Source organism: Janthinobacterium sp. LM6 (genome assembly GCF_002002885.1).
Taxonomy (GTDB): domain Bacteria; phylum Pseudomonadota; class Gammaproteobacteria; order Burkholderiales; family Burkholderiaceae_D; genus Janthinobacterium; species Janthinobacterium kumbetense.
On record NZ_CP019510.1, the window covers coordinates 603,300 to 628,629 of the forward strand.

At 64.6% G+C, this 25,330-nt stretch carries 23 protein-coding genes; 11 read left to right on the forward strand and 12 right to left on the reverse strand.

From position 1 onward, the window contains the following. Positions 1-7 precede the first annotated feature (7 nt). The 8 genes from gspL to BZG29_RS02695 are packed head-to-tail and all read left to right on the forward strand — an operon-like array spanning position 8 to position 10,337. Positions 8-1,237, forward strand: a complete 1,230-nt coding sequence (gene gspL / locus BZG29_RS02660) for a type II secretion system protein GspL (protein ID WP_253192762.1) — start codon at positions 8-10, stop codon at positions 1,235-1,237. After that, positions 1,234-1,767 (forward strand): type II secretion system protein GspM, encoded by a 534-nt coding sequence (locus tag BZG29_RS02665; RefSeq protein ID WP_077398702.1) that lies wholly within the window; start codon positions 1,234-1,236, stop codon positions 1,765-1,767. Before gspL ends, BZG29_RS02665 begins: the two co-directional genes overlap by 4 nt. After that, complete coding sequence (locus BZG29_RS02670; RefSeq protein WP_077398704.1) at positions 1,764-2,540, forward strand: type II secretion system protein N; 777 nt, start codon at positions 1,764-1,766, stop codon at positions 2,538-2,540. Before BZG29_RS02665 ends, BZG29_RS02670 begins: the two co-directional genes overlap by 4 nt. Continuing rightward, positions 2,537-4,777: a type II secretion system secretin GspD gene (gspD, locus tag BZG29_RS02675; RefSeq protein WP_077398706.1), complete on the forward strand. Its 2,241-nt coding sequence runs from the start codon at positions 2,537-2,539 to the stop codon at positions 4,775-4,777. The genes BZG29_RS02670 and gspD overlap by 4 nt, the downstream gene beginning before the upstream one ends. A gap of 10 nt (positions 4,778-4,787) precedes the next feature. Then, positions 4,788-6,209 carry a type II secretion system ATPase GspE gene (gene gspE, locus BZG29_RS02680; protein ID WP_077398708.1) on the forward strand — a complete coding sequence of 474 codons (1,422 nt, stop codon included), beginning with the start codon at positions 4,788-4,790 and terminating at the stop codon, positions 6,207-6,209. A gap of 10 nt (positions 6,210-6,219) precedes the next feature. Continuing rightward, positions 6,220-7,440, forward strand: a complete 1,221-nt coding sequence (gene gspF, locus BZG29_RS02685) for a type II secretion system inner membrane protein GspF (RefSeq protein ID WP_077398710.1) — start codon at positions 6,220-6,222, stop codon at positions 7,438-7,440. 19 nt (positions 7,441-7,459) lie between these two features. Continuing rightward, complete coding sequence (locus tag BZG29_RS02690; RefSeq protein ID WP_077398712.1) at positions 7,460-8,017, forward strand: type II secretion system protein N; 558 nt, start codon at positions 7,460-7,462, stop codon at positions 8,015-8,017. A 58-nt stretch (positions 8,018-8,075) separates the two neighbouring features. Then, positions 8,076-10,337, forward strand: a complete 2,262-nt coding sequence (locus tag BZG29_RS02695) for a patatin-like phospholipase family protein (protein WP_077398714.1) — start codon at positions 8,076-8,078, stop codon at positions 10,335-10,337. On the opposite strand, the gene BZG29_RS02700 is transcribed toward BZG29_RS02695, so the two are convergent. Beyond that, positions 10,310-11,095, reverse strand: coding sequence for a helix-turn-helix transcriptional regulator (locus tag BZG29_RS02700; RefSeq protein ID WP_253192763.1), 786 nt, complete (start codon positions 11,093-11,095; stop codon positions 10,310-10,312). The two genes, BZG29_RS02695 and BZG29_RS02700, sit on opposite strands and share 28 nt — an antisense overlap. A 167-nt stretch (positions 11,096-11,262) precedes the next feature. Here BZG29_RS02700 and BZG29_RS02705 point away from each other — a divergent pair, with 167 nt between their 5' ends. Continuing rightward, positions 11,263-11,877: an outer membrane beta-barrel protein gene (locus BZG29_RS02705; protein ID WP_077398716.1), complete on the forward strand. Its 615-nt coding sequence runs from the start codon at positions 11,263-11,265 to the stop codon at positions 11,875-11,877. 154 nt (positions 11,878-12,031) lie between these two features. On the opposite strand, the gene BZG29_RS02710 is transcribed toward BZG29_RS02705, so the two are convergent. The 8 genes from BZG29_RS02710 to BZG29_RS02745 all read right to left on the reverse strand — a co-directional run bounded on the left by BZG29_RS02710 (position 12,032) and on the right by BZG29_RS02745 (position 19,391). Continuing rightward, positions 12,032-12,226 carry a hypothetical protein gene (locus tag BZG29_RS02710; RefSeq protein WP_077398720.1) on the reverse strand — a complete coding sequence of 65 codons (195 nt, stop codon included), beginning with the start codon at positions 12,224-12,226 and terminating at the stop codon, positions 12,032-12,034. 15 nt (positions 12,227-12,241) lie between these two features. After that, positions 12,242-13,594, reverse strand: coding sequence for an ATP-dependent protease ATPase subunit HslU (gene hslU / locus BZG29_RS02715; protein ID WP_077408928.1), 1,353 nt, complete (start codon positions 13,592-13,594; stop codon positions 12,242-12,244). A gap of 39 nt (positions 13,595-13,633) precedes the next feature. Beyond that, positions 13,634-14,170 carry an ATP-dependent protease subunit HslV gene (gene hslV / locus BZG29_RS02720; protein ID WP_010394217.1) on the reverse strand — a complete coding sequence of 179 codons (537 nt, stop codon included), beginning with the start codon at positions 14,168-14,170 and terminating at the stop codon, positions 13,634-13,636. Between the two features lie 210 nt (positions 14,171-14,380). Then, complete coding sequence (dksA, locus tag BZG29_RS02725; RefSeq protein ID WP_034753066.1) at positions 14,381-14,833, reverse strand: RNA polymerase-binding protein DksA; 453 nt, start codon at positions 14,831-14,833, stop codon at positions 14,381-14,383. 481 nt (positions 14,834-15,314) lie between these two features. Further along, positions 15,315-16,409, reverse strand: coding sequence for a GTP-binding protein (locus BZG29_RS02730; RefSeq protein ID WP_077398722.1), 1,095 nt, complete (start codon positions 16,407-16,409; stop codon positions 15,315-15,317). Between the two features lie 135 nt (positions 16,410-16,544). Continuing rightward, the gene (locus BZG29_RS02735) at positions 16,545-17,492 is read right to left on the reverse strand and encodes a tyrosine recombinase XerC (protein WP_077398724.1); all 948 of its coding nucleotides are present in this window, start codon (positions 17,490-17,492) and stop codon (positions 16,545-16,547) included. 7 nt (positions 17,493-17,499) lie between these two features. Continuing rightward, entirely contained in the window at positions 17,500-18,177 is a 678-nt protein-coding gene (locus BZG29_RS02740; protein ID WP_077398726.1) for a DUF484 family protein, read from the reverse strand. Between the two features lie 179 nt (positions 18,178-18,356). After that, the gene (locus BZG29_RS02745) at positions 18,357-19,391 is read right to left on the reverse strand and encodes a porin (RefSeq protein ID WP_077398728.1); all 1,035 of its coding nucleotides are present in this window, start codon (positions 19,389-19,391) and stop codon (positions 18,357-18,359) included. Positions 19,392-19,806: 415 nt separating this feature from the next. Between BZG29_RS02745 and BZG29_RS02750 the strand changes: the two genes are divergently transcribed. Then, positions 19,807-21,309 (forward strand): SEL1-like repeat protein, encoded by a 1,503-nt coding sequence (locus BZG29_RS02750; RefSeq protein ID WP_077398730.1) that lies wholly within the window; start codon positions 19,807-19,809, stop codon positions 21,307-21,309. 11 nt (positions 21,310-21,320) lie between these two features. On the opposite strand, the gene dapF is transcribed toward BZG29_RS02750, so the two are convergent. From dapF to BZG29_RS02765, 3 genes are read right to left on the reverse strand one after another with little or no spacing between them, the layout of a single operon-like run. Then, positions 21,321-22,184 carry a diaminopimelate epimerase gene (dapF, locus tag BZG29_RS02755; protein WP_077398732.1) on the reverse strand — a complete coding sequence of 288 codons (864 nt, stop codon included), beginning with the start codon at positions 22,182-22,184 and terminating at the stop codon, positions 21,321-21,323. Between the two features lie 11 nt (positions 22,185-22,195). After that, positions 22,196-23,071 (reverse strand): lipid A biosynthesis acyltransferase, encoded by an 876-nt coding sequence (locus tag BZG29_RS02760; protein WP_077398734.1) that lies wholly within the window; start codon positions 23,069-23,071, stop codon positions 22,196-22,198. Beyond that, entirely contained in the window at positions 23,068-23,937 is an 870-nt protein-coding gene (locus BZG29_RS02765; protein WP_077398736.1) for a lysophospholipid acyltransferase family protein, read from the reverse strand. Before BZG29_RS02765 ends, BZG29_RS02760 begins: the two co-directional genes overlap by 4 nt. Positions 23,938-24,125: 188 nt before the next feature. Between BZG29_RS02765 and metK the strand changes: the two genes are divergently transcribed. Further along, positions 24,126-25,292, forward strand: a complete 1,167-nt coding sequence (metK, locus tag BZG29_RS02770) for a methionine adenosyltransferase (RefSeq protein WP_034783537.1) — start codon at positions 24,126-24,128, stop codon at positions 25,290-25,292. Positions 25,293-25,330: the final 38 nt, after the last annotated feature.

Genomic DNA, 25,330 nt, shown 5'->3' on the forward strand with positions numbered 1-25,330 from the left:
AGTCACTTTGACAATATTGTATATCCGTCACCCGGCCAAGGCCTCCACCGACAGCGCGCCGGCCTGCTCCTTCGTGCTGGCCGGCGACGGCGGCGCCCTGTTGCAGCAGGGCAGCGCGCCGCTGGGCAGCCTGGGCCAGCTGATCGCCGGCGCGAAGCAGGTGGTGCTGCTGCTGGCGGCGGCCGACGTGACCCTGCTGCGCCTGAAAATGCCGCCGCTGGCCGGTGCCCGCTTGCGCGCGGCCTTGCCGGGACTGGTGGAAGAACACATCCTCGGCGACGCCCAGGATTGCCTGCTGGCCGCCGGCGCGCCCGATGCTGCCGGCATGCGCACGGTGGCCGTGGCGCAGCGCGCCTGGGCCGAGGTACTCGTCAAGGCTTTGCTGGCGCAGGGCGCGCGCAAGGTGGCGCTGCTGCCGTCGCAGCTGTGCCTGCCCTTGCAGCCGGGCAGCGTGACGGCCGCCCTGCAGGCCAGCGGCGATGGCCTGGAACTGGCCTTGCGCCAGGCGCCGCAAGAGGGCCTGGGCCTGGTCTTGCCGGCCCAGCCGCAGCAAGCGCTGCTGACGACGCGCGCCTTTGCCGGCGACGTGCCCCTGACGGTCTACGTGGCGCAGGCCGAGCTTGCGCAATATCAACAACTGGCCGCCGGCATGGACGGCGTGACGGTGGAACCGGATCACTGGGCGCACTGGATCGCCGGCGCCAGGGGCGCGGGACTGGACCTGGCCGCCGCCCTGGGCACGGCGACGGGTTCGGCCACCGAATGGCGCCGCTGGCGCTGGCCGTTGCGCCTGGCGCTGCTGGCCGTGATCGTCAACCTGGCCGGCATGAATATCGAATGGATGCGCCTGAAGCGCGAGGCCGCCACCGTGCGCACCTCGATGCAGCAAACCTTCAAGGCCGCGTATCCGAACGAAGCGCCCGTGTATGGCCTGGAAGCGGAGCAGATGCGGCGCAATATCGCCGCCGCCCGCCTGCAGGGCGGGCAAGCGAGCATGGATGATTTTACGAGCATGAGCGCGGCGCTGGGCGAGGCGCTGGGCGGCCTGGCCGGGCGCGGCGTGGTGGCGTCGCTGGAATACCGCGAGCGCAGCCTGATCGTCCGGCTGAAACCGGACATGGTCGACGCCAGCGCCCAGGCGCAGGTGCGCGACGGCCTGGCCGCGCGCAAGCTGGCCTTGAATGAAACGGCGCCGGGCGTGTGGAAGATCACGTCGGCCACGGGAGCAAAAACATGAGTGCAGCAGTGAACAAGGCACGCGCCGCGTGGGCGGGGCAGCAGCAGGCCGTGCAGGCCTTCTGGGCCGAGCGCACGCCGCAGGAGCGCAAGCTCTTGAGCATCGGCGGCGTGGTGGCGGGGCTGGCCCTCGTCTACGCCGTATTCTTCGAGCCGGCCTGGACGGGCCGCATCGCCTTGCAAAAGAGCTTGCCCGAGCTGCGCCAGAACGCGGCCCAGCTGCAGGCGCTGGCGCGCGAAGCGGGGGACCTGGCGCGCCAGGCACCGGTGCAGGTGGCGCCGATGAGCCGTGACAGCATCGACTCTTCGCTGAAAGCGCGCGGCCTGACGCCGCAATCGCTGTCGCTGACGGGGGAATATGCGCGCGTGCAGCTGAACGGCGTGCCGTTTGCCAGCGTCATGCTGTGGCTCGACGGCTTGCGCCGTGAAGGCCGCATCGCCGTGCAGGAAGCGAAGATCACGGCGCAAGGCAAGGCGGGCCTGGTCGACGCCAGCCTGACCCTGCACCAGAGCCCGGGCGCGGCGCGATGATGCGCCTGCTAGGCTGGCTGCTGGCCATCATCGTCAGCGTCTGCGTCACCCTGCTGGTGTTTTTCCCGGCCGGCTGGGTGGCCAGTCTCGTGGAAAAGCAGACGGGCGGGCGTTTGACCTTGGGCGACGCGCAAGGTACCCTGTGGCGCGGCTCGGCCTTTATCGGCGGGGCGGCCAGCGCGAACGGCGCCGTGACGCCGCTGCTGCCGGGGCGTTTCAGCTGGCGCATTTCGCCGTCCGTGCTGTGGGGCGCGGCGGACGTGGAGCTGCAGAACCCGCAGGCGCTGTCGCAGCCGGTCAACCTGCGCGGCTCGTGGTCGCACTGGCAGGTCAGCCCGGCGGCCCTGCTGCTGCCGGCCGATGGCCTGGGCGGCCTCGGTGCACCGTTAAATACCGTGGCGCCGACGGGCAGCATGCGCCTGTCGTGGAGCACGCTGGAACTGGCGTTGGAACAGCGGCAGTTTTCCGCCGTCGGCCGCACCACCCTGCAGATGACGGACATGGCGTCGCGCCTGTCGTCCCTGCGTCCGCTGGGCAGTTACGAGCTTGATTTCGATTGGCAGGGGCAGCAGGCGACGTTGACCTTGCGCTCCATCAAGGGACCGCTGCTGCTCGACGGCAGCGGCAGCCTGAATCAGGGGCGCATGCAGTTTTCCGGCCAGGCCCAGGCCGCAGCAGGATATGAAGAGACCTTGGCGAGTTTGTTGAATTTGCTGGGACAGCGCCGTAGCAATAGCGAAAAAAACATCATCGCCTTAGAGTTCAGACAATGAAAAAACCATCCGTGAGCCCAATTACCTCCTCCTTCTCGCTGCGCCGTCTGTCGGCTGCCGCCTTGCTGTGCTGTTCCGTGGCCGGCATGCCGGCGCCCGTCTGGGCCGCGCCCGGCGATGAAGCGGCGCTCAATTTCGTCGGCGCCGACATCGAATCGGTGATCAAGGCCGTGGGCCATTACACCAACATCAATTTCGTCATCGACCCGCGCGTCAAGGGCACGATCACCCTGGTGTCGGAAAAATCGATCAGCAAGACGCAAGCCTTCGGGCTGCTGGCTTCCGCGCTGCGCCTGCAGGGCTATGCGGTGGTTTCCGGCGACGGCTACGCGAAAGTGGTGCCGGAAGCGGACGCCAAGCTGCAATCCGTGCCGACCCAGGTGGGCAACGGCGCCAGCCAGGTGAAGGGCGACCAGATCGCCACCCAGGTGTTTTACCTGAACTACGAATCGTCGGCCAACCTGCTGGCCGTGCTGCGCCCTTTGATTTCGCCAAACAACACGATCAACGCCAACCCGGGCAACAACTCGCTGGTGATCACCGACTACGCGGATAACCTCAAGCGCCTGGCGAAGATCATCGCCGCGCTCGACGTGCCCGCCTCGACGGACCTGGACGTGATCCCCGTGCGCTATGCCATCGCTTCCGACCTGGCCTCGATGGTGAATAAGCTGATGGAAGGCGGGAATGCGGGCGGCGCCGCAGGGGCCGACGCGGGCAAGGTGTCCGTGCTGGCCGACCCGCGCACCAATTCGCTGGTGCTGCGCGCGCCGTCGGCGGCGCGCGCCAACCTGGCCAAGTCGCTCATTTCCAAGCTGGACCAGCCCACCACGCAGCTGGGCAACGTGCACGTGGTGTACCTCAAAAATGCGGACGCCACCAAGCTGGCGCAAACCCTGCGTTCGGTGGTGACGTCGGACGGCACGGCCGCTTCGGCGCAGCAGCCGGGCAACAACAGTCTGAATACGAACAACCAGAACAACCAGGGCGGCGGCATGAACACCACTGGCCTGGGCGGCAATACGCAAAGCGGCACCACGGGCGGGGCTTCGCTGAGCAACGGGCCGCAGCAGCTGTCCTCGGGCGGCGCGGCAGGCTTCATCCAGGCCGACGCTTCCACCAATACCCTGATCCTGACGTGCAACGAGGCTGTCTACCGCAACCTGCGCGCCGTGATCGACCAGCTCGACGTGCGCCGCGCCCAGGTCTACATCGAGGCGCTGATCGTCGAAGTGACGTCGGCCAAGGCCTCCGAGTTCGGCGTGCAGTGGCTGGGGCTGTCAGGCGACAGCAGCAGCAGCTACCGCGTGGGCGCGCTGCAGTCGTTCGCCGGCGGCACCGACAACAATATCGCCAAGCTGGCGCTGGGCGGCGGCAAGGTGCTGCCGACGGGCGGCCTGACGCTGGGCATCTTCAAGCAGATCAACGGCGCGCTGGGCCTGGGCGCCGTGGCGCATGCGCTGGAATCGGACGGCAACGCGAACATCCTGTCGACGCCGAACCTGATCACCCTGGACAACGAGCTGGCGACCATCAAGGTGGGCCAGAACGTGCCTATCCTGACGGGCCAGTACACCAGCACGGCCGGCACCAACACGAACCCGTTCCAGACCATCGACCGCAAGGAAGTGGGCCTGACCCTGAAGGTGCGCCCGCAGATTTCCGAAGGCGGCACGATCAAACTGGGCATCTATCACGAGACATCGAGCGTGGACAAATCCACGTCGACGGCCGTCAGCGGCATCACCATCAACAACCGCGTGATCGAAAACAATGTGCTGGCCGACGATGGCCAGATCATCGTCCTGGGCGGTTTGATCGAGGACAGCACGGGCGACAACGCGGAGAAGGTGCGCGGCCTGGGCGACATTCCCCTGATCGGCAACCTGTTCAAGTACCAGACGCGCGAGCGCAAGAAAACCAATCTGATGATCTTCCTGCGCCCTGTGATCGTGCGCAACAAGGAGCAGAGCGGCAGCCTGGCCGCCGACCGCTACGACTACATGCGTTCGGCCGAGACGGCCGCCGTGCCGGCGTCGGGCAACCTGATGCTGAAAGACCTGGGCACGCCGGTGCTGCCGGCCCTGCAGGATGGCCAGCCGGTGGGCGGCAGCATGGTGACGCGCCCCGTGCCGCCGGCGCCGGTGCCGCCGCCAGGCGCGCCGGCCAACGCGGCCACGCCGCCGCAGTCGCTGCTGCAGCAGTATCAGCAACAGCCGCAGCAGCCGCAGAAGTGATGGGACAGTCATGAGTAATCTGCTTCCCTACGCCTACGCGCGCGATTTCGGCTTGCTGGCCCGGCCCGGCGCCGTCGACGGCGCCCCCGTCGAGGTGCTGGTGGCCGCATCGACGGCGCCGGCGGCGATTGCCGAAGTGTCGCGCCGTTTCGGCCAGATTCAATTGACGGTGCTGCCGCGCGGCGACCTCGATGCGGCCATTGCCGGCGCCTATGCGGGCGGCGGCGGCGACGCGTCGCAGATGGCCGATGAATTCGACGCCGACCTGGATTTGACCAAGCTGCTGCAGGACGTGCCTGCCATCGAGGATTTGCTCGAATCGTCCGACGACGCGCCCGTCATCCGCATGATCAACGCCTTGCTGACGCAGGCGCTGCGCGAAGGCGCGTCCGACATCCACATCGAGCCGTTCGAGCAGACCTCCGTCGTGCGCTTCCGTATCGACGGCAGCCTGCGCGACGTGGTGCGCCCCCGCAAAGCCATCCACGGTTCGCTGATTTCGCGCATCAAGATCATGGCGCAGCTCGACATCGCCGAAAAGCGCCTGCCGCAGGACGGCCGCATCACCCTGCGCGTGGGCGGAAAACCCGTCGACGTGCGCGTCTCGACCCTGCCCACCGGGCATGGCGAACGGGCCGTGCTGCGTTTGCTGGACAAGGAAGCGGGCCGCCTCGACCTGCAGCACCTGGGCATGAGCGCGCCCATGCTGGGGCAGTTCGACGGCCTGATCACGCAGCCGCACGGCATCGTGCTCGTCACGGGTCCCACCGGCTCGGGCAAGACGACGACTTTATACGCGGCGCTGTCGATGCTCAACGCGACGACGACGAACATCCTGACGGTGGAAGACCCGATCGAGTACGACCTGGCCGGCGTGGGCCAGACGCAGGTCAATCCACGCATCGACATGACATTTGCCAAGGCGCTGCGGGCGATTTTGCGGCAAGATCCCGATGTGATCATGATCGGCGAGATCCGCGACCTGGAAACGGCGCAGATCGCCGTGCAGGCGTCGCTGACGGGCCATCTGGTGCTGGCGACCCTGCACACCAATGACGCGTCGGCGGCCGTCACGCGCCTGCTCGACATGGGCATCGAGCCGTTCCTGCTGTCGTCGTCGCTGCTGGGGGTGCTGGCGCAGCGCCTGGTGCGTAAATTGTGCGGTTCGTGCAAGACCTTCGATGGCCAGTACTGGCAGGCGGTCGGCTGCGAGCATTGCGGCCAGACGGGCTACCAGGGCCGCGTCGGCGTATATGAACTGCTGCGCACGACGGAACAGATCCGCGCGCAGATCCACAACCGCGCGTCGGAAGCGGAAGTGCGCGCCGTGGCCCTGCAGGACGGCATGACGAGCATGCGCGACGACGGCGAACGCTGGCTGCGCGACGGCACCACCACGCAGGCTGAATTGCTGCGCGTGACCAAAGACTAGGCCCGCCACCATGCCCGCATTCCGCTATGAAGCCGTCGACGCGCAAGGCGCCACCCGCAAGGGCGTGCTCAATGCCGACAGTCCCCGTTCCGCGCGCGCCGAGCTGCGCGTGCAAGGCCTGGTGCCGCTGGCCGTCGAGCCGATCGCCGCGCAGGTCGACGCCGCCGGCGTGACAAAACGGCGCGGCTTCGGCGAGCGCCTGTCGAGCACCGAGCTGGCCCTGTTTACGCGCCAGCTGGCCAGTTTGCTGGAAGCGGGCCTGCCGCTGGAGCAGGCCTTTTCCGCGCTGCTGGAACAGGCCGAGCGGCCGTATCTGCGCGATTTGATCGCCTCGATCCGCTCGGAAGTGATCGGCGGCGCCGCGTTTTCCGACGTACTGGCGCGCCATCCGCGCGATTTCGCGGAAATTTACCGGGCGCTGGTGGCGTCGGGCGAACAGATCGGCCATTTGTCGCGCGTGCTCTCGCGCCTGGCCGACTACATCGAGCGGCGCAATGCGCTGGTGCAGAAGGTCAAGCTGGCATTCACGTATCCGGCCATCGTCACGGTGGTGGCGTTTTCCATCGTCATTTTCCTGCTCACCTATGTGGTGCCGCAGATCGTCTCCGTATTCGCCAATACCAAGCAGAAGCTGCCCATGTTGACGGTGATCATGCTGGCGCTGTCGGACTTCGTGCGCAACTATGGCATCGTGGTGGGCATTGTCCTGATTGGCGCCTGGTTCGCCTGGCGGCGCGCGCTGCAGCAGCCGGCGCTGAAGCGGCGCTGGCATACCTGGCTGCTGACGGCGCCCCTGTATGGGAAATTCGAGCGCAGCCTGAACACGGCGCGCTTTGCCAGCACCCTGGCCATCACCACGGGTTCCGGCGTGCCGATCCTGCGTGCGCTCGACACCAGCCGCGACACCTTGACCAACGTGGCGATGCAGGAACTGGTGGCTGACGCCAGCGGCGCCGTGCGCGAGGGCGTCAGCCTGGCGCGCGCGCTGTCGGCGCAAAAGCACTTTCCGCCCATGCTGATCCACATGATACGCGCCGGCGAAATCACGGGCGAGCTGCCGGCCATGCTGGAACGCGCCGCCAGCGCGCAGGAGCAGGACCTGGAACGCCGCACCCTGACCATTGCCGGCCTGCTGGAACCGGCCCTGATCCTGGCGATGGGCGTGGTGGTGCTGCTGATCGTGCTGGCCGTGCTGATGCCGATTATCGAGATTAATCAGCTGGTGCGTTAAGAGAAATATCAAGGAAACCATGAAGCGTTTGCCACAACTTGTAAGTTTGCTCGCCGTCGTGGCGCTGTCCGTGTCGCTGGCCTACTGGGCCATGCAGCTGTTCAAGGCGCCGCAGCGTCCCATCAATCCGCCCCCCAATCCGGTGGTGCAGGATGCCAGCGTGGAGGCGGGCGCCTCGCTGTTCGGCGGCCAGGTCAGCGTGGCCACGGCCAGCAACTACCAGCTCAAGGGCGTGGTCGCCTCCGGCAATGGCCGCGGCAGCGTGGCCATCATCTCGACCGACGGCAAGCCCTCCGTGGCCTTGCCGGAAGGCGCCGAAGTGGTGCCCGGCGTGACGGTGCTGGAAGTGCATGCGCGCCACGTGCTGCTGCGCGACGGCGGCGTGAGCAAGCGCATCGACCTGGTGGCCGACGACAAGGCGCTGGCCTTGCCGGGGCAGGTGTCCGCCACCCCGACGCCGGCCGCGGCCCCTGCGCCGGCCACGAACCTGGTGCCGCCGCCGCTGCCGATGGAGCAGCAGCGGCCGGCCACCATGATGCCGGCGCCGCAAGTGAGCAGCGTGCCGCCGCCGAATTAACGCTGTTTTTATCGTATTTTGCCGATGGCGCCATGCCGCCATCGCCACAGGAGTCTTCATGTTCTCGATTCGTGCCGCCCTGGCGGGCTGCGTGGCGGCGCTGTGCGCCTTGGCGCCGGCTGCCGCCGCCGATGTCCCCGCCGCCGCCACTGCCTCTGCCTCCGTTGCCGCGCCGGGCGTTCCCGCGCCCGTCGCGGCGCGTCCGCGCATCGCCCTGGTGCTGTCGGGCGGCGGCGCGCGCGGCCTGGCGCATATCGGCGTCTTGAAAGTGCTGCAGGAGCTGCATGTGCCGATCGATATGGTGGTCGGCACCAGCATGGGCGGCGTGGTGGGCGGCGCGTATGCGGCCGGCGCTTCCGTGGCGGACCTGGAAAAGATGGCGCGCGAGACCAACTGGGCGCGCGTGGTGGCCGACCGGCCGCCGCGCGACGAACTGGCGTTCCGCCGCCGCGAGGAAGATTTGTTGCTGCCGTCGCGCATCGAATTTGGCGTAAGCCGCGATGGCATTTCCACGCCGCCGGCCGCGGCCAGCAATGCGGCACTGGAAATGGCCTTGAACCGGCTGTTGCCGGCCGGCATGCGCGACCGCCCCGCCAGCCAGCTGCCGCTGCCTTTCCGCTCTGTGGCGTCGGACCTGGTCAATGGCGAGCTGGTGGAACTGGTCGACACGCCCCTGTTCCTGTCGATGCGCGCCTCGCTGGCCGTGCCGGGCGTGTTCGCCCCCGTGCGCGTGAATAACCGGCTGGTGGTCGATGGGGGCCTGGTGCGCAACCTGCCCGTCGACATGGCGCGTGCCATGGGCGCCGACATCATCATCGCCGTCAACGTGGGCACGCCGCTGGCGCCGGAAAAAGACCTGGGCAGCGCCATCGGCGTGGCGCAGCAGATGCTGCAAATCCTCACGGAGCAGAACGTGCAGCGCTCGCTCAAGGAATTGCAGGCGCAGGATATCCTGGTGGCGCCGGATTTGACGGGCGTCAGTTTCCTCGACTTTGAAAACTATGCGCGCGCGATGCGTGCCGGCGAGCAGGCGGCGCAGGCCCTGGCCGCCCGCCTGGCGCCGCTGGCCCTGCCGCCGGAGCAGTATGCGGCGCGCGAGCAGCTGCGCCTGGCCGCGCCGGCCCTGCTGGACGTGGCCCTGCCGCTCACGCGCCTGGCCGTGGAGAGCGAAGGCGAGATCAATCCGCGCATCCTGCAGGCGCAATCGGGCCTGGTGGAAGGGCAGGCGGTCAGCCAGGAAGATGTGCTCGCGGCCGCGGCCAGGCTGTATGGCCGCGGCGACGTGGCGCGCGTGGAGACGGACGTGGTCGATGCCGGCGACCAGCGCGCCGTCACCATCAAGGCCGTCGAAGCGCCATGGGCCAGCAACCGCCTGCGCGTGGGCCTGGAGCTGGCCAGCGATTTCAGGGACAGCAATAATTTCGCCCTGAAGCTGCTGCATGCGCGCTCGAACCTGAACAGCTGGGGCGGCGAGTTGCGCAGCACGGCGCAGATCGGTAATACGCGCGGCTATGGCCTGCAGTTCTGGCAGCCGCTGGGGGCCGGTAACCCGTGGTATATCGCGCCGCAGTTGCAATACACTTCGTCGGCGATAGATTTGTTCGACAATGGCCGGCGCAGCGCCCGCCTGGCCTATAACGGCCAGACAGCTGCACTGGTGCTGGGACGCCAGTTTGGTACCTGGGGCGATCTGCAGTTCGGCGTCGCTCGTACGGAAGTCAAGGGCAAGCTGGCGATTCCGGCCGACCCTGCGCAGCCGGAGTCGCGCGCGCTGGGCACCACGCAGTTCGTGCGATTCCGCGCCGATACGCTCGATTCGCCGGGCTTTCCCACGCGCGGCGTCCTGCTTGAGGCCAACTGGGCGCGCGATACGACCACGGGGGCGGGCGAGGCGGCCCTGGGCCAATCGTCCATCACAGGGTTGAAGGCCTTTGGCCGCGGCAACTGGGCCGGTCACGTGTATGGCGAATGGGCGCGCTCACAGCGTGACGAAGCGCCGCTCAATCTCGGTGGTTTCCTGCGCTTGTCCGGCACGGAATTTGAATCGGTGAGAGGACGCAGTATCGCCTTCGCGCGCTTCGTGATGGCGCGCCGCATCGGTTCCCTGCCCAGCACCCTGGGCGGCGTGGTGCGGGCCGGCTTTTCGCTGGAGATGGGCGGCGGCTTCGATCAGAGCGAGCGCTGGAAAGCCAGCAAGTTCACGCAGGCCAGCAGCGCCTTCATCTCCGTCGACACGCGCTTCGGTCCCGTGTACGTGGCGGCGGGCGCGACCAAGGGCGGCGAGAGCACGCTCTACCTGTTCCTGGGGCCGGTCTGGTAGGGTGCCGCCGGGACGGCGGGCGCCGTACTGCGGCGCAGGGCCGTGAAGGCGGCAAATTCCCATGAGCGAAAGCCCAGCAGCAGGGTAAAGCCGTCGCGCTCGGCGGGCGCCAGGCGGCGGTCGTTCTGGTGCAGGCGCGCCAGTTCCTCGGCCAGCTGGCGGATCTTTTGCACCAGCTCCTGCGCGCTCGACAGCGACAGGCGCGCCGGGATGCACATCAGGGTCTCGCCGGCGCCGTCAAAATGCCCGCTGAAATAATCGGCCACCACGTGTTCGCGGAAGTATTGCTGCACCGGGCCGTCGGCCAGCCAGTGGAAGGCGTTCGAGACGCGCAGGCTGTAGCGGTTCAGCGGCTTGAGTTCGATCAAGCCCAGGCGATCCAGCTCGGCCAGGCAGCCGATGCATTCGGCCTGCGTCAGCGCATACGTTTCCACCACCTGCTCCAGGCTCCAGTGGCCCAGGCAGCAGATCGCCACCAGCAGCAGGCGCGGATGCGCCACCAGCGACTTTTCCTGCACCAGGGTGAGCGTGTCGGCATGCGGCGTGATGTCGGCCGCGCCGCGCAGCACGTCTTCCATGGCGATGCCCGAGGCCTTGCAGATCAGGGCCAGGCGCGACAGCGACATGTCGTGCTGGCCAAACATGCGCTTGACGCTCGATTCGCTCATGCCGATGCGTTCGGCCAGCACTTTATAGGTGATGCCGGCGGCGCGCAGTTGCGTACGCAGCACGCGCAAAACCAGTTCGGGTGAACTCACGGATATCCTTTTTGATAAGTTTGGTAGCGGGTAACGGTACCGAATGTAGCCCTTAATGGCACTTTGCACAAGGTGATAGTACTTTACGGCAAAAGAGATGACACTCCCGCTTGTGGCTCGCACGGCGCGCTACAACCAGGCAACTCATCCACTTGTAGAGGTTATTCATGTCCTTCAAATTACGTTTTCCCGCAGCGCTGCTGGCGCTGGCCGCCATCGCTCCTCTGCATGCTTCGGCAGCCGAACCTGCGCCGGGTCCCTTCTATGCGGGCGCCAGCTATGGCTTTCGCGCCAGCACCGGTCTCGATTGCATCGCCGGGCAAAGCGATTGCGACAAAAGCAGCAAGCGCAATGGCAAGGCCTATGTGGGTTACAGTTTCGACGCGCTGCCGTTTCAGGGCGGCGTGGCCCTGCCTTCGATTGAGCTGGTGGGGTACACGGGTGGCGAGGTCAAGTCCGGCTTCGACACGGAAGCCGGCAAGCGCGCTGGCCGTGGCAAGTTCACGGGCCTCGGCATGCAGGGCGTGCTCGGTTACCAGTTTGACGCATTTACGCTGAGCGGCCGCCTGGGTGCGGCTTACACGCAGGGCAAGGTCGATTATCTGGGCGGCGGTTCGGGCAAGAAGGACAAGATCGGCCTGACCTACGGCATCGGCACGGCGTATGCGCTGAACCAGAACTGGTCGCTGCACCTCGACTGGGACCGCGTGCCCGTCAAGTACAACAGCAAGCAAACGACCAAGGTCGACATGTTTTCGCTGGGCGCGTCCTACCGTTTCTAAGGGGATGCTGCTGCGGCACAGAGTGGCCTGATGGCGGACGCCCCATGAAAGGGGTGTCCGCGGGCGGCCTGAAATGCCCATGGCGGCGTTGCACGGCCTCGCCGTATTGCTCATACTGTCTTCGTCCATGCGCCTTGCCATGGACATTTCCAGATCAGTCTTTGACGTCTACTTTCAACAGCAATTTCGCCAGCAGGCGTTTTTCCTGCTGGCGCTGGCCGGACACGGTCTTCACGTGCGCCCCGGCGGCGCGCTGCAGGGCTGCAGTGGCGACCGGGTTGCGCGGTTTTTGCGAGGGTTCGACGCGGAACTGCATTTTTTGCCGCGTCGCCAATGCCTTGTTTGCCATCGGTTCCCTCCCTGATTACAGCACGTAGCGCGACAGGTCCTCGTTGACCGACAGCGCTTCCAGGCGTTCGTTGACATACGCGGCATCGATCACCAGCAGGTTTTCCGTGCTGCTGCTGCCTTCGCTGGCCGTAAACGACACTTCTTCCAGCAGCTTTTCCATCACCGTGTGCAGGCGGCGCGCGCCGATGTTTTCCGTGCGCTCGTTCACCGAATAGGCGATTTCCGCCAGGCGCGTGATGCCTTCCGGCGCGAATTGCAGTTTCAGGTTTTCCGTCGCCAGCAAGGCTTCGTACTGCATCGTCAGGCAGGCGTCGGTGCTCGTCAGAATGCGCTCGAAATCCGAGATCGACAGCGATTCCAACTCCACGCGGATGGGGAAGCGCCCCTGCAGCTCCGGGATCAGGTCCGACGGTTTCGACAGGTGGAACGCGCCCGAGGCGATGAACAGGATGTGGTCCGTGCGGATCATGCCATATTTCGTGTTGACGGTCGTGCCCTCGACCAGCGGCAGCAGGTCGCGCTGCACGCCGGCGCGCGAGACGTCGGCGCCGCCCGATTCCGAGCGCGAGGCGATCTTGTCGATTTCATCGAGGAAGACGATGCCGTTCTGCTCGACGTTCTGGATGGCCTTCTGTTTCAGTTCATCTTCGTTGAGCAGCTTGGCCGCTTCTTCCTCGACCAGCAGTTTCAACGCTTCGCGGATCTTGACCTTGCGCGCCTTCTTGCGCTGCCCGCCCACGCCCGAAAACATGGACTTGATCTGCTCCGTCATTTCTTCCATGCCCGGCGGCGCCATGATTTCCATCTGCGGGCCCGCCTCGGCCAGTTCGATCTCGATTTCCTTGTCATCGAGCTCGCCCTGGCGCAGGCGCTTGCGGAAGGTCTGGCGCGTGCTGTCGCCGCTGCCGCTGTCCACTGCCGCGGCCGTATTCGGCGTGAAACCGAAGTCGCGCGCCGGCGGCACGAGGATGTCGATCACGCGGTCTTCGGCCGCATCTTCGGCGCGTGCGCGCACCTTCTTCATTTCCAGCGCGCGCGTCTGCTTGATGCCGATGTCGATCAGGTCGCGGATGATGGTGTCGACGTCGCGGCCTACATAACCGACTTCGGTGAACTTGGTCGCTTCGATCTTGATGAACGGCGCCTCGGCCAGCTTGGCCAGGCGGCGCGCGATTTCCGTCTTGCCGACGCCCGTGGGGCCGATCATGAGGATGTTCTTGGGCGTGATTTCATGGCGCAGGGGCTCGGCCACCTGCTGGCGGCGCCAGCGGTTGCGCAGGGCGATGGCGACGGCGCGCTTGGCCTTGGCCTGGCCCACCACGTGCTTGTCGAGTTCGGTGACGATTTCCGACGGGGTCATGTTCATGATCATAGTTAGCTTTCTGTCTTCTTTGCTCGCGGACGCTTAGTCCAGCGTCTCGATGATGTGCGACATATTTGTATAAATACAGAGTTCCGCGGCGATGGTCAGCGATTTTTTGACCACTTCGGCCGGCGAGAGGTCCGTGTTTTCCTGCAGCGCCTTGGCGGCCGACTGGGCGTAGGTCCCGCCCGAGCCGATGGCGCCGATGCCGTCTTCCGGTTCCAGCACGTCGCCATTGCCCGTGATGACCAGGGTCGACTCGCTGTCGGCCACCAGCAGCATCGCTTCCAGGCGGCGCAGCACGCGGTCGGTGCGCCAGTCCTTGGCCAGTTCGACGGAGGCGCGCAGCAGATTGCCCTGGTGTTTTTCCAGCTTGCCTTCGAAGCGGTCGAGCAGCGTAAAAGCGTCGGCGGTGCCGCCGGCAAAGCCGACCAGGACCTTGCCCTGATACAACTTACGCACTTTGCGGGCCGTGCCCTTCATGACGATGTTGCCCAGCGTTACCTGGCCGTCGCCGCCCAGGGCGACTTGCTTGCCGCGCCGGACGCAGAGGATGGTGGTGCCGTGAAATTGTTCCATAGTGACCTCAAAAGATTCGTGCCGATGCGTGCAAGGCCATGCGATTGCGCGCCCATGCCTCAAAAGTGGGGATGGAAAAGGCAATTGCAAGCGGCAGTGCCTGCTTCAGTGTAGTCGGCGCGGGACGAAAAAAAAGCACGCAACCGAAGGTCGCGTGCTTTTTTATTCGCCATCGCGGGCCGCCGGGGCGGCCGCGCAAGGGGAGGGAGATCAGTCGCCGTACAGCTTTTGCTTCAGTTCGCGCCGTTGCTGGGCTTCCAGCGACAGGGTGGCGGTCGGACGGGCGATCAGGCGCGGGATGCCGATAGGCTCGCCCGTTTCTTCGCACCAGCCATAGTCGCCGGCGTCGATGCTGGCGATCGATTGCTGCACTTTCTTCAGCAATTTGCGTTCGCGGTCGCGCGTGCGCAGTTCCAGCGCATGTTCTTCCTCGATGGTGGCGCGGTCGGCAGGGTCCGGTACGAGCACGGTTTCACGCAAGTGTTCCGTGGTTTCGCCGGCGTTTTTCAGCAAGTCTTTTTCGAGCTGCTGCAGGCGCGCCTTGAAGAATGCCAGTTGTGCCGGATTCATGTAGTCATCTTCGCTCATGGCGCGAATTTGGTCTTCGCTGATGAGAGGGATGTCTTGGTTGGCGGCCGGGGTCGATTTATTAGTTTTGGTCATAACTTCGCTTACCTTCGATACGACAGAGTTTTCAAATTGATCAGTTGATGCGGCGATACCGAGCAACTGTACAGGTTCCGCTTGGCATTGCTGTCCCGCTGTACTGCGTGCGACCTTGGCTTGCCGGCGAAAGCCAGGACTACCGGCCGGCTAAGGTGCCATGTTGATAACTTTTTACCGTTCTATGCCAGTCGCGCTATGCGCGCGACAACGGGCGTGTTGGGTGGATCGGTTGCATGCCTGGCATGCGGCCAGCGGCAGTTTGCCAGCATTTCATGACAGGCGAACGACATGGGCCGTTTTCGTCGCTGATTTTGGCACGCTTTGCTTTATATTGCCATCCCGATTTGTTGACTAGCCGATCAGAAACGGCTACTTGTTGGTTTATGCCAGCAAGACGGGTGTCAGACAGCGGGAAAGCGTGCTTAACTTTCCCTTTTGTTTCTGCTTTGCAACGGATACTTTGCAAAACCCGGCTAGTTTATACCAAACATTGTTCGAGTCCGCGAATAAAAATGTCTTTTGGTAGATTCTTGCCAATAAACACCATTTTGCTGCCGCGCACTTCGTTTTCGCCCCATTTGGCGCCCAGGTCGCTGCCCATCAGCTGGTGCACGCCCTGGAAGACCACCTTGCGCTCGGCGCCCTGCATCAGCAGCACGCCCTTGTAGCGCAGCATGCGCGGGCCATACACCTGCACCAGGCCGCCGAGGAACTCGTCGAGCTTGGCGCTGTCGAACGGTTGCGTGCTCTTGAAAACAAAGGCGGCGATATCGTCGCTGTGCTGCGCATGGTGATGATCGGCATGGCCGCAATCGGTGGCGCAGGCGTCGCTGTGCTCGTGTGCGTGGTCATGCTTGTGCCCGTGGCCGTGCTCATCTGCATGCGCATGATCGTGGTCGTGGACGTGCGCCGTTTCGGTCGCCAGGAAATCCGGGTCCAGTTCCAGCTTTTCATTCAGGTTGAAGCCGCGGATGTCGAGCACCTCGGCCAGCGGCGCGCGGCCGAAGTCGACCTTGCCGATGGGCGCGCGCGGGTTGATGCGTTTCAGGCGGCGCGTCAGGATGGCCACGTCGTCTTCGCTGACCAGGTCGGTTTTCGACAGCAGCAGCTTGTCGGCAAAGCCCACTTGCCGCTGGGCTTCCTCGTATTCATCGAGTTGCTTCATGGCATGGCGGGCATCGACTACCGTGAGGATGGCGTCGAGCATGTAGTGGCTGCCCACTTCTTCGTCGACAAAGAAGGTTTGCGCCACGGGGCCGGGATTGGCCAGGCCCGTCGTTTCGATGACGACGCGGTCGAACGCCAGCAAGCCGGCGTCGCGCTTGCGCGCCAGTTCCGTGAGGCCCACGATCAGGTCGCCCCGCACGGTGCAGCAGATGCAGCCGTTGTTCATCTCGATGATGTGTTCGTTGCTATCCTGCACCAGGATCTCGTTATCGATGTTTTCCTGGCCAAACTCGTTTTCGATCACGGCGATGCGCATGCCGTGCTCTTCCTGCAGTATGCGGTTGAGCAAGGTGGTTTTGCCTGCGCCCAGGAAACCGGTGAGGATGGTGGTTGGAATCAGTGCCATGAGAGATGCCTTGTAATCGGTGGTGCCGCCGCGCAAGCGGAAGAATGCGGACGATTATGCCGGAATTTTGCAAAAGCTTGCAAATGCGCGCCCATCCGCTTGATATGGATCAGGCCGGCCCACCGGCGCCGCTGCCTACTTGAGCTTGGCGCGCGGGTGCGCCTGGTCGTACACGTGCGCCAGGTGCTGGAAGTCGAGGGCCGTGTAGACCTGGGTCGAGGTGATGCTGGAATGGCCCAGCATTTCCTGCACGGCGCGCAAGTCGCCCGACGATTGCAGCACGTGCGAGGCGAACGAGTGGCGCAGCACGTGCGGGTGCACATTGGCGGGAATGTCCGTCGCCAGCGCGTGCGCCTTCAGGCGCAGCTGCAGCACGCGGGGCGAGATGCGCGTGCCGCGCGTGCTTAAAAACAAGGCAGCACTGCCGTCGGCCGCGGGCGGGCGCACGCCCAGCCAGGCGGTCAGGGCCACGAGGGCCGCCTTGCCGACAGGCACCTTGCGCATCTTGTTGCCCTTGCCCGTGACGATGACTTCGAAGCTGGCCATGTCGAGCCAGCCCAGCGAGGCGGGCTGGCCGCCGTCGGCCTTGCAGTAATGGGTGTCCAGGCTGGTCAGTTCGGACACGCGCAAGCCGCTCGAGTACAGCAGCTCGAACATGGCGCGGTTGCACAGCTGTTCCGGTTCGGCGGCGCCTTGTTGGTGTTGCGCGGGCGCCACGAGGCGCACGGCATCATCCACCGACAGGGCTTTCGGCAACGTTTTGGCCCGCTTGGGGGCGCGGATGCCGTCGACGGGATTGGCGTCGAGCGGGGTCTCGCCGCTGAGCCAGTTGAAAAAGCCCCGCCACGACGACAGCTTGCGGGCGATCGAACGCGGGTCGAGGCCGCCGGCGTGCAGCTTGGCCGTGTAGCGGCGTACTTCGTTGTGCGCCAGCGCCGTCCAGGGCGTATTGCCGCTCAGTTCCAGCAAGGCGCGCAAGTCGCGCCCGTAGGCGTCCAGCGTATGCGGCGACAGCTTGCGCTGCGTGGCCAGCTGCGCCAGATAGGCGGCTAGCCAGTCAGCCTTGCCGCGCGCCTCCTTCATGGCGTGCTCAGGCAGGCGAGCCGGCGCGCAGCGCGGCCAGGGCGGCGCTGGCCGTGGCGCCGATGTGCACGAGGAAGTCCGTGCCCATGCTGGACGTAAAACGTTCGCTGTCGGGCGAACCGAGCACCAGCAAGCCGAAGGTGCCCGTGGTGTTCGGGGCGCGCAGGGCGATCATGACGGTCGATTCGATCTTATCGGCCTGCAACCAGTGCACGGCTTCGAAATCGCGGTTGCTGCCGCAGTACGGCGCTTGCAGGCTGTTGGCGAACATGCGCACATCGGCCGTGACATCTTCCGTGAACCAGCCGTTGGCGTGTTCCGGCAGCACTTGCCACAGGCGCAGGCTGACGTAGGGCACGTCGAAATTGCTTTGCAAGGCGTCGACCAGCACGCGCGGCATGTCCGCATCGTTGCGCACTTGCAGCATGGCCTGGTTCCAGCCGTGGAATTTGCTGGCGATGTCGCCATTTTCCTCGGCCAGGCGGCTCAGCTTGGACATGCGCAGTTCCAGCGCCTTGTACTTGTCGCGCATCACTTCCATCTGCCGCTCCTGCAGCGAGATGGTGCGTCCCGTCAGCGGGCTGCTCAGCTTGACCTCACCGAGCAGGACGGTATGCTCTTCGAAGAAATTCGGGTGCTCGCTCAGGTACTGGGCGACGGTGCTGGAATCGAGTGTGGCGGTCATTGAGAATATCTGTCAGTGAAAGTTGAACACTTCATTCTAACCGAGAGTGCGGCGGCATAGGCGCAAAGGGGACGGCGCCTATGCATTTTCCGTGCGCGCATGAAAAAAGCGGCATGGTTGCCCATGCCGCCTTGCATTCTTAGCTCAGCAATCACCCGCGGAGGGTGACTGGCCGGCCATTAGAAGTTGTGATGTACGCCCAGGCCGATGTAGGTGATCGACGTTGCTGCTTTGCGGTTCGAGATGTCCGCGTACAGGTAGGTGCGCTTCGACAGGTTGTAGTCGTAGCCCAGCGATGCCTGCTTGGTTTTGGTTACGCCGTCCGGCGTTTTTTGACCGTAGCCAGCGCGAACCTTGCCTGGGCCGACGTCGTAGTTGGCGCCAACCAGCCATGCTTTGGTGTCGGTGTTGATGATCTTGAAGTTGCCATCATCCTGATGCTGGTACGACGCCATCAGTTTCAGTTCCGTTACCGGATTGAACGATGCTGCAACCGACCACAGCTTGGCTTGCAGGCCATTGCGCTCATACGCGGCCATACCGGCGAACTGGCCGTAGTTGTACGTAGCCGAGACCGAGTACGGATTCGACGCTGGCACGGCATTGGCAGCCACCGGGTAGTTGTTGGCTGGTGGCGTAGCTGCTGGTCCAGGGAATGCTGGATTGTTATTGGCTTCCTTGGCGGCGACAGTGGCGTTGAACTGGAAGCCGCTGATGACTGGCGAGTTATAGAACACGGCGTTCGAGAAGCGGTTACGCGAATTGCCGGCTGCGCTCAGCGGATCGCTGCTGTAGGCGGCCACCGTGATGTCGGTCTGGAAACCGGCTGGCGTAGGCATGCCCGACCATGGTTCGAACGCGGTGCTCGATTCCTGGAAGGCGGTCAGGCCACGGCCCAGACGCACGGTACCGAAGTTGCCTTGCAGGCCGACGCGGCTTTGACCCTGGAACAGTGGACGGGAATTGCTTTCCAGCGTGCCCGTGTCGGATTCATAGCGAATTTCCAATTGGAAAATAGCTTTCAAGCCATTGCCCAGATCTTCCGTGCCCTTGAAGCCCAGCTTGTTGTTGTCGCGCTTGGTGACAGCGGTGGTCGAACCAGTCGACTTGCCCAGGCCTGCATCGATCGTGCCGTAGATTTGGACGGACGACTGCGCTTGTGCGGTTGCGGCAAAGGCGCCGAAGAGTGCGAGGGCAACGAGTGATTTTTTCATGTCTTATTCCCTATTAAAAGTGAGTTCCGTCCGAGATCCGAGCAGATTGAAATGCGCTAACTGTCGCGTTTCGATGAATGAACCTTAATTCGTCGGCGCGCAAGACGTGCGGGATTGGTCAAATGTGCGTGAAAAGATTGGTGAAAAGCGGCATAACTGCATGCCCCTGTTGTATTTTCGTAACGCACGGTTTCTGCCGATCCCGCGCCGAGGGCCAGCGTTCTCCCATCGTTGCGCCAGCGGCGCCTCGCCATCTTGGCGTGTCAGGGACAGGACATTGTTGCGTTGAATCAAGTTCTTAAGCCGGCTTTGGCGGATTTATGACACAAGGACGTTACACTAAGGGACGGCCTGCATGGATGGGCCTGGAGACGGCTCACTATTATTAGAATCATTGACTCAATATCGAGAATCGATGGCAAATCGCGAAACATTAGGATTGATCAAGGGCGCACGCGCGGGCGATGTCGCTTGCCAGCTGGCGTTGGGGCGGGTGTATCTGTTTGGACAGGGTGTGCCGCAAAGCTTGCCGACGGCCTTGCACTGGCTGGCGCGTGCGGCCCAGGAGGATAGCGAGGAAGCCTGCTTGCTGATTGGCACGCATGTGCCGTTCGAAGTGGCGCAGCCGGCAGCCAAGGCGCTGATTCCGTATTACGCGCAGGCGTTCGATGCTGGCCTGGTGCAGGCGGGCCTGGTGCTGGCGCAACTGGTGCTGGGCAATGCGGCCAGCCACTGTGAAGCCTTGCGTGCCAAGGCGCGCGTGGCGCTGGACGCCGCCGTGCGGGCCGGCTTGCCCGATGCACAATGGTTGTTGTCCATGCAAGAGGGATCGCTTGCCGTTGCCGGGTCGGACAACAGTCTTGCTGGAGAGCAAGTCCTTGATGGCGACGCGCCGCTGCACTCGTGGCTGGAGCAGGCTTGGAGCCAGGGCAACCATGCGGGCTTCCTGTCGCAAGGCTTGCCGCTGGCGCGCGAGCTGCTGCAGCGCCAGGCGGCCGCCGGGGCGCGCACGATCGCCCTCGACGCGCAGCAGGTGTTGCTGCTGTCGCGTTGTGCCCAGGCCCTGGCGCCAGGCGGCGATGCCGAGGGCTGGCAGTGTTGCGAGCTGGCCGCGCATGGCGGCGACCGCACGGCGCAGCTGGAGCTGGGACTCGGCTATGCGCGCATGGATGCGCATGGCCAGCGGCTGGCCACGCGCAACGGCGCGGCCAATTTCAAGCGGGCCGTGCGCTGGCTGACGCAGGCTGGCGAGCAGGGACTGGCCGAAGCCTGGTTCGTGCTGTCGCGCATCTATACGAAACCGGAATTTTCCCAGCGCAATGTGGTCGAAGCCCATTCCTGCCTGGAGCGTGCCGCCGACCTGGGGCATGGCCCGGCCCAGCTCGAGTGCGGCATGCATGCCTGGCGCAATCGCCGCGACGGCGTCAACAACGATGTGCGGGCCGCGTACTGGCTGCTGCAGGCGCAGGCGCAAGGCAGCCGTGAAGCGGAGGCGGCGCTGGCGAAGATCGCGCCGCAAGGCGAACCCGGCGACTGGGGCCAGTGCGCCGCCGTGCAGGCCGATGGGCACTTGCGGCAATTGGGCCAGAGCCACCCCCTGCTGGCGGCGCGGCTGGCCCTGGCGCGCTGCTTTCATCTGTCGCGTGCCGAGGCGTTGCTGCTCGATATCCACGCGGCCGACCAGGGGCATTGTCTGTTGATCGATATCAGTGCCACGCATGGGCGCGGCAAGCGGCGCCTGGTGCTGATCCGCACGGCGCAGGAGCGCCAGCTGCTCGACCAGGCGGTGCGCCTGTTCGAGCACGTCGATTGCGGCGTGGCGGGGCCGGAAGGCAATTACCGGCAGCGCCTGTACCGCCTGAAGTGCTATCTGGCGGAACTTGATGTCGCGCAGGAACAGCAGTTCCTGGCCGCCTGACTTTCACCTGCTTACAGTTCGATCGTGCCTTCGAACACGGTCACGGCCGGGCCCGTCATCAGGACGGGATGGCCGGGGCCTTGCCAGGCGATCGACAGTTCGCCGCCGCGCGCGCTGATGCGCACGGGAGAATCGAGCAAGCCGCGCAAGATGCCGGCCACGGCGGCGGCGCAGGCGCCCGTGCCGCACGCCAGGGTTTCGCCCGCGCCCCGTTCAAACACGCGCAGTTTCACGTGATGGCGGTCGACGATCTGCATGTAGCCGGCGTTGACCCGGCGGGGAAAGCGCGGGTGGTGCTCGATGCGCGGGCCCGTCACTTCCAGGTCTTGCGCATCGACATCGTCGACCACTTGCACCGCGTGCGGATTGCCCATCGAGACGACGGACACCAGCACGGGGGCGTTGTCGCCCGGCAAGGTCAGATCCAGCGGCCACACGGTGTCGTTGCCTTGCGCTATACCGTCCAGGCCGTTGGCATCGAACGGCACCAGCTTGGGCTCCAGCACGGGCGCGCCCATGTCGACCGTGATGCTGCCGTCGAGTTCCAGGCGCGGCGCGATGATGCCGGCCATGGTTTCCACGCGAATGCTGTCCTTGCTTGATAAACCTTTTTCGCTGACGAACTTGACGAAGGCGCGCGCGCCGTTGCCGCATTGCTCGACTTCGCCGCCATCGTTGTTATAGATGCGGTAGCGGAAGTCGCAGCCGGGCAGGCGCGGCTTTTCCACCACGAGGATCTGGTCGGCGCCGATGCCGAAACGGCGGTCGGCCAGGCGCTGCCACTGGGCCGGCGTGAAGTCGATCTCTTGATGGATGGCATCGATGACGATGAAGTCATTGCCGGCGCCATGCATTTTGGTAAATTGGAGTTTCATGGTGTGCCGTATCACTTGTGCTGGTTATAGAACGACGCTTCGCCTTCCGGACGCGTCTTGAAGCGCTTATGCGTCCAGAAATATTCGGCCGGCGCTTCGCGCACGCGCTCTTCGATGAATTCGTTCATGCGGCGCGTGGCGGCCGTGATGTCATCGCCCGGATAATCGTCCCACGCCGGGTAATAAGTCACTTGCCAGCCCTGGTAATTGGGCAGGAAGGTGGCGATGACGGGAATCACCTGTGCCTTGGCGGCCAGCGCCAGGCGCGCCGTGGCCGTCAGGGTGGCGGCGGGCACGCCGAAGAAGGGCACGAATTCCGCATCCTTCTCGCCGAAATCCATGTCCGGCAGCATGAAATACGGCAAGCCGTCGCGCAGCGCGCGCAGGATCGTCTTGATGCCGTCCTGGCGCGTAAACAGCTTGGGCGGCTTGAAGCGCGAACGGCCGTTGCGCAAGGCCTGGTCGAAGGCGGCGTTCTTTTGCTGCACATACATCGACGAGGCGGAAATTTCCATGGCCGTGGCGGCGCCGGCCACGTCGAGGCAGACAAAGTGCGGGCACAGCAGGATGGTAGGCTTGGCGGCGATCTGCTGGCCCGGGAAGGCGGGCACCTTCTTGATCAGGCGGTTCAGGCGCGCTTCCGACGACCACCACAGGATGCTGCGTTCCCATACGCTGCGCGAATACGCCTGGAAATGCTGGCGCGCCAGCGCCACGCGCTGGGCTTCCGTCAATTCCGGCATGCACAGGCGCAGATTCGTCAGGGCAATCTTGCGCCGCGTGGGCATGGCGATGAACAGCAGGCTGCCGACGGCCACGCCGAAGCGGCCGAGGATGGGCAGGGGCAGCCAGTGCAGCAGCCACATGAAGGCGATCAGCAGTCTCATGCCTGCTCCCCGGCGGCATCCGGCGCAGCGGGCGTGGGCGGCGGCGCGCCGCGCGGCACTTTATAGCGATTGTAGCTCCACAGGTATTGCGCCGGGCTGCGCGCGATCAATTGTTCCATGGCCGCATTGATGGTGCGCGCCTGTTCCGCCGAGGTGCTGTCGAGCGACTCGGTGAAGGGCACAAAATGCACGACATAGCCGCGCCCGCCAGGCAGGCGTTCCGCGTAGGTGATGATGACTTCGGCGCCGCCCATCTGCGCCAGCTTGGCGGGCAAGGTCATGGTGTAGGCGGGGCGGCCGAAGAAATCGGCCCACACGCCTTCGCCTTCCTGCGGCACCTGGTCGGGCAGCAGGCCGATGGGTTGTCCCTTTTTCAGGCATTTGGCGAAGATGCGCACGCCCGACATATTGGCCGGCGCCAGCATCAGGTTTTCGCGCGCGCGCGCCCCTTCGATTAGCGGTTTTAATGCGGCGCGCTTGGGCGGGCGGTACATCACGGTCAGCGGCGTGCGCAGCGCGATCTGCTGGGCGACGATTTCAAAGCAGCCCAGGTGCGGCGTCAGGAAGACGATGCCGCGGCCGTGCTGCAGCGCCTTTTCCACCAGTTCCCAGTTTTCCACCGTCGCATGGCGCGCCACGCGTTCGGCTGGCGCGCACCAGATGAAGGGCAGTTCCAGCACGCTTTTGCCCGCTTCGGCCACGGCCGTGTGCAAGTGTTGCGAAAACCCCGCACCTTGCATGTTCTCGCGCATGCGGCGGCGGTAGGACGGGGAAATGGCGTAAATCACCCAGCCGAGCGCAGCGCCCAGGCCATGCAGGACGGGCAGGGGAAAGATCGATAAAAAGCGGAAAATTGGGACTAACATGTATAAGCGGTTTCCAGGAATGGCGTGTTGCCGTGCCAAAATTTTTTAAGAAGCGTAAAATACCACGTATGCAGTAACCGCTGAGTTAATAGACAACTTGCGATGCGGAATATAAATCTCGCTAAAGCGTCGCAGGCAAAATCCTCTTTACTGCGACAGAACATTCACATAGTAAACAGGAGCTTGCAATGTCAAACGACTATCTCTTCACTTCCGAATCCGTTTCGGAAGGCCATCCCGACAAGGTTGCCGATCAAATTTCCGACGCCATCCTTGACGCCATCCTGACCCAGGATCCAGCCGCCCGCGTGGCTGCCGAAACCCTGTGCAACACCGGTCTGGTGGTGCTGGCTGGCGAGATTACCACGCACGCCAATGTGGATTATATTCAAGTTGCGCGCGAAACCATCAAACGCATCGGCTACGACAACACGGAATACGGCATCGACTACAAGGGTTGCGCCGTGCTGGTGGCCTACGACAAGCAGTCGCCGGACATCGCGCAAGGCGTCGATGAAGGTGCGGGCATTGACCTGGATCAAGGCGCTGGCGATCAGGGCCTGATGTTCGGCTATGCCTGCGATGAAACGGCCGAGTTGATGCCTGCCGCCATCCACTACGCGCACCGTCTGGTCGAGCGCCAGTCGCAGCTGCGCAAGGATGGTCGTTTGCCATGGCTGCGTCCGGATGCGAAATCGCAAGTCACGCTGCGCTACGTCGATGGCCGCCCCGTCGGCGTGCACACCGTCGTGCTCTCGACCCAGCATGCGCCGGAAATCTCGCACAAGCAGATCGAAGAAGCCGTCATCGAAGAAATCATCAAGCCGATCCTGCCGCGCGAGTGGCTGACGGAGACCAAATTCCTCGTCAACCCGACGGGCCGTTTCGTCATCGGCGGTCCGCAAGGCGATTGCGGCTTGACCGGCCGCAAGATCATCGTCGACACCTACGGCGGCGCGGCCCCGCACGGCGGCGGCGCGTTCTCGGGCAAGGACCCGTCGAAAGTCGACCGTTCGGCAGCCTACGCGGCCCGCTACGTGGCGAAGAACATCGTCGCCGCCGGCCTGGCGCGCCAATGCCAGGTGCAGGTCAGCTACGCCATCGGCGTGGCCAAGCCGATCAACATCACCGTCTACACGGAAGGCACGGGCGTGATTCCCGACGCGGAAATCGCCAAGCTGGTGCTGGCGCACTTTGATCTGCGTCCAAAAGGCATCGTGCAAATGCTCGACCTGCTGCGCCCGATCTACCAGAAGAGCGCCGCCTACGGCCACTTCGGCCGCGAAGAGCCGGAATTCACGTGGGAACGCACGGACAAGGTCGCCCTGCTGCGCGACGCTGCCGGCCTGAAGTAATCTAGTCGGATTTGCAAGAGAAGCGCCCCGGCCTGCTG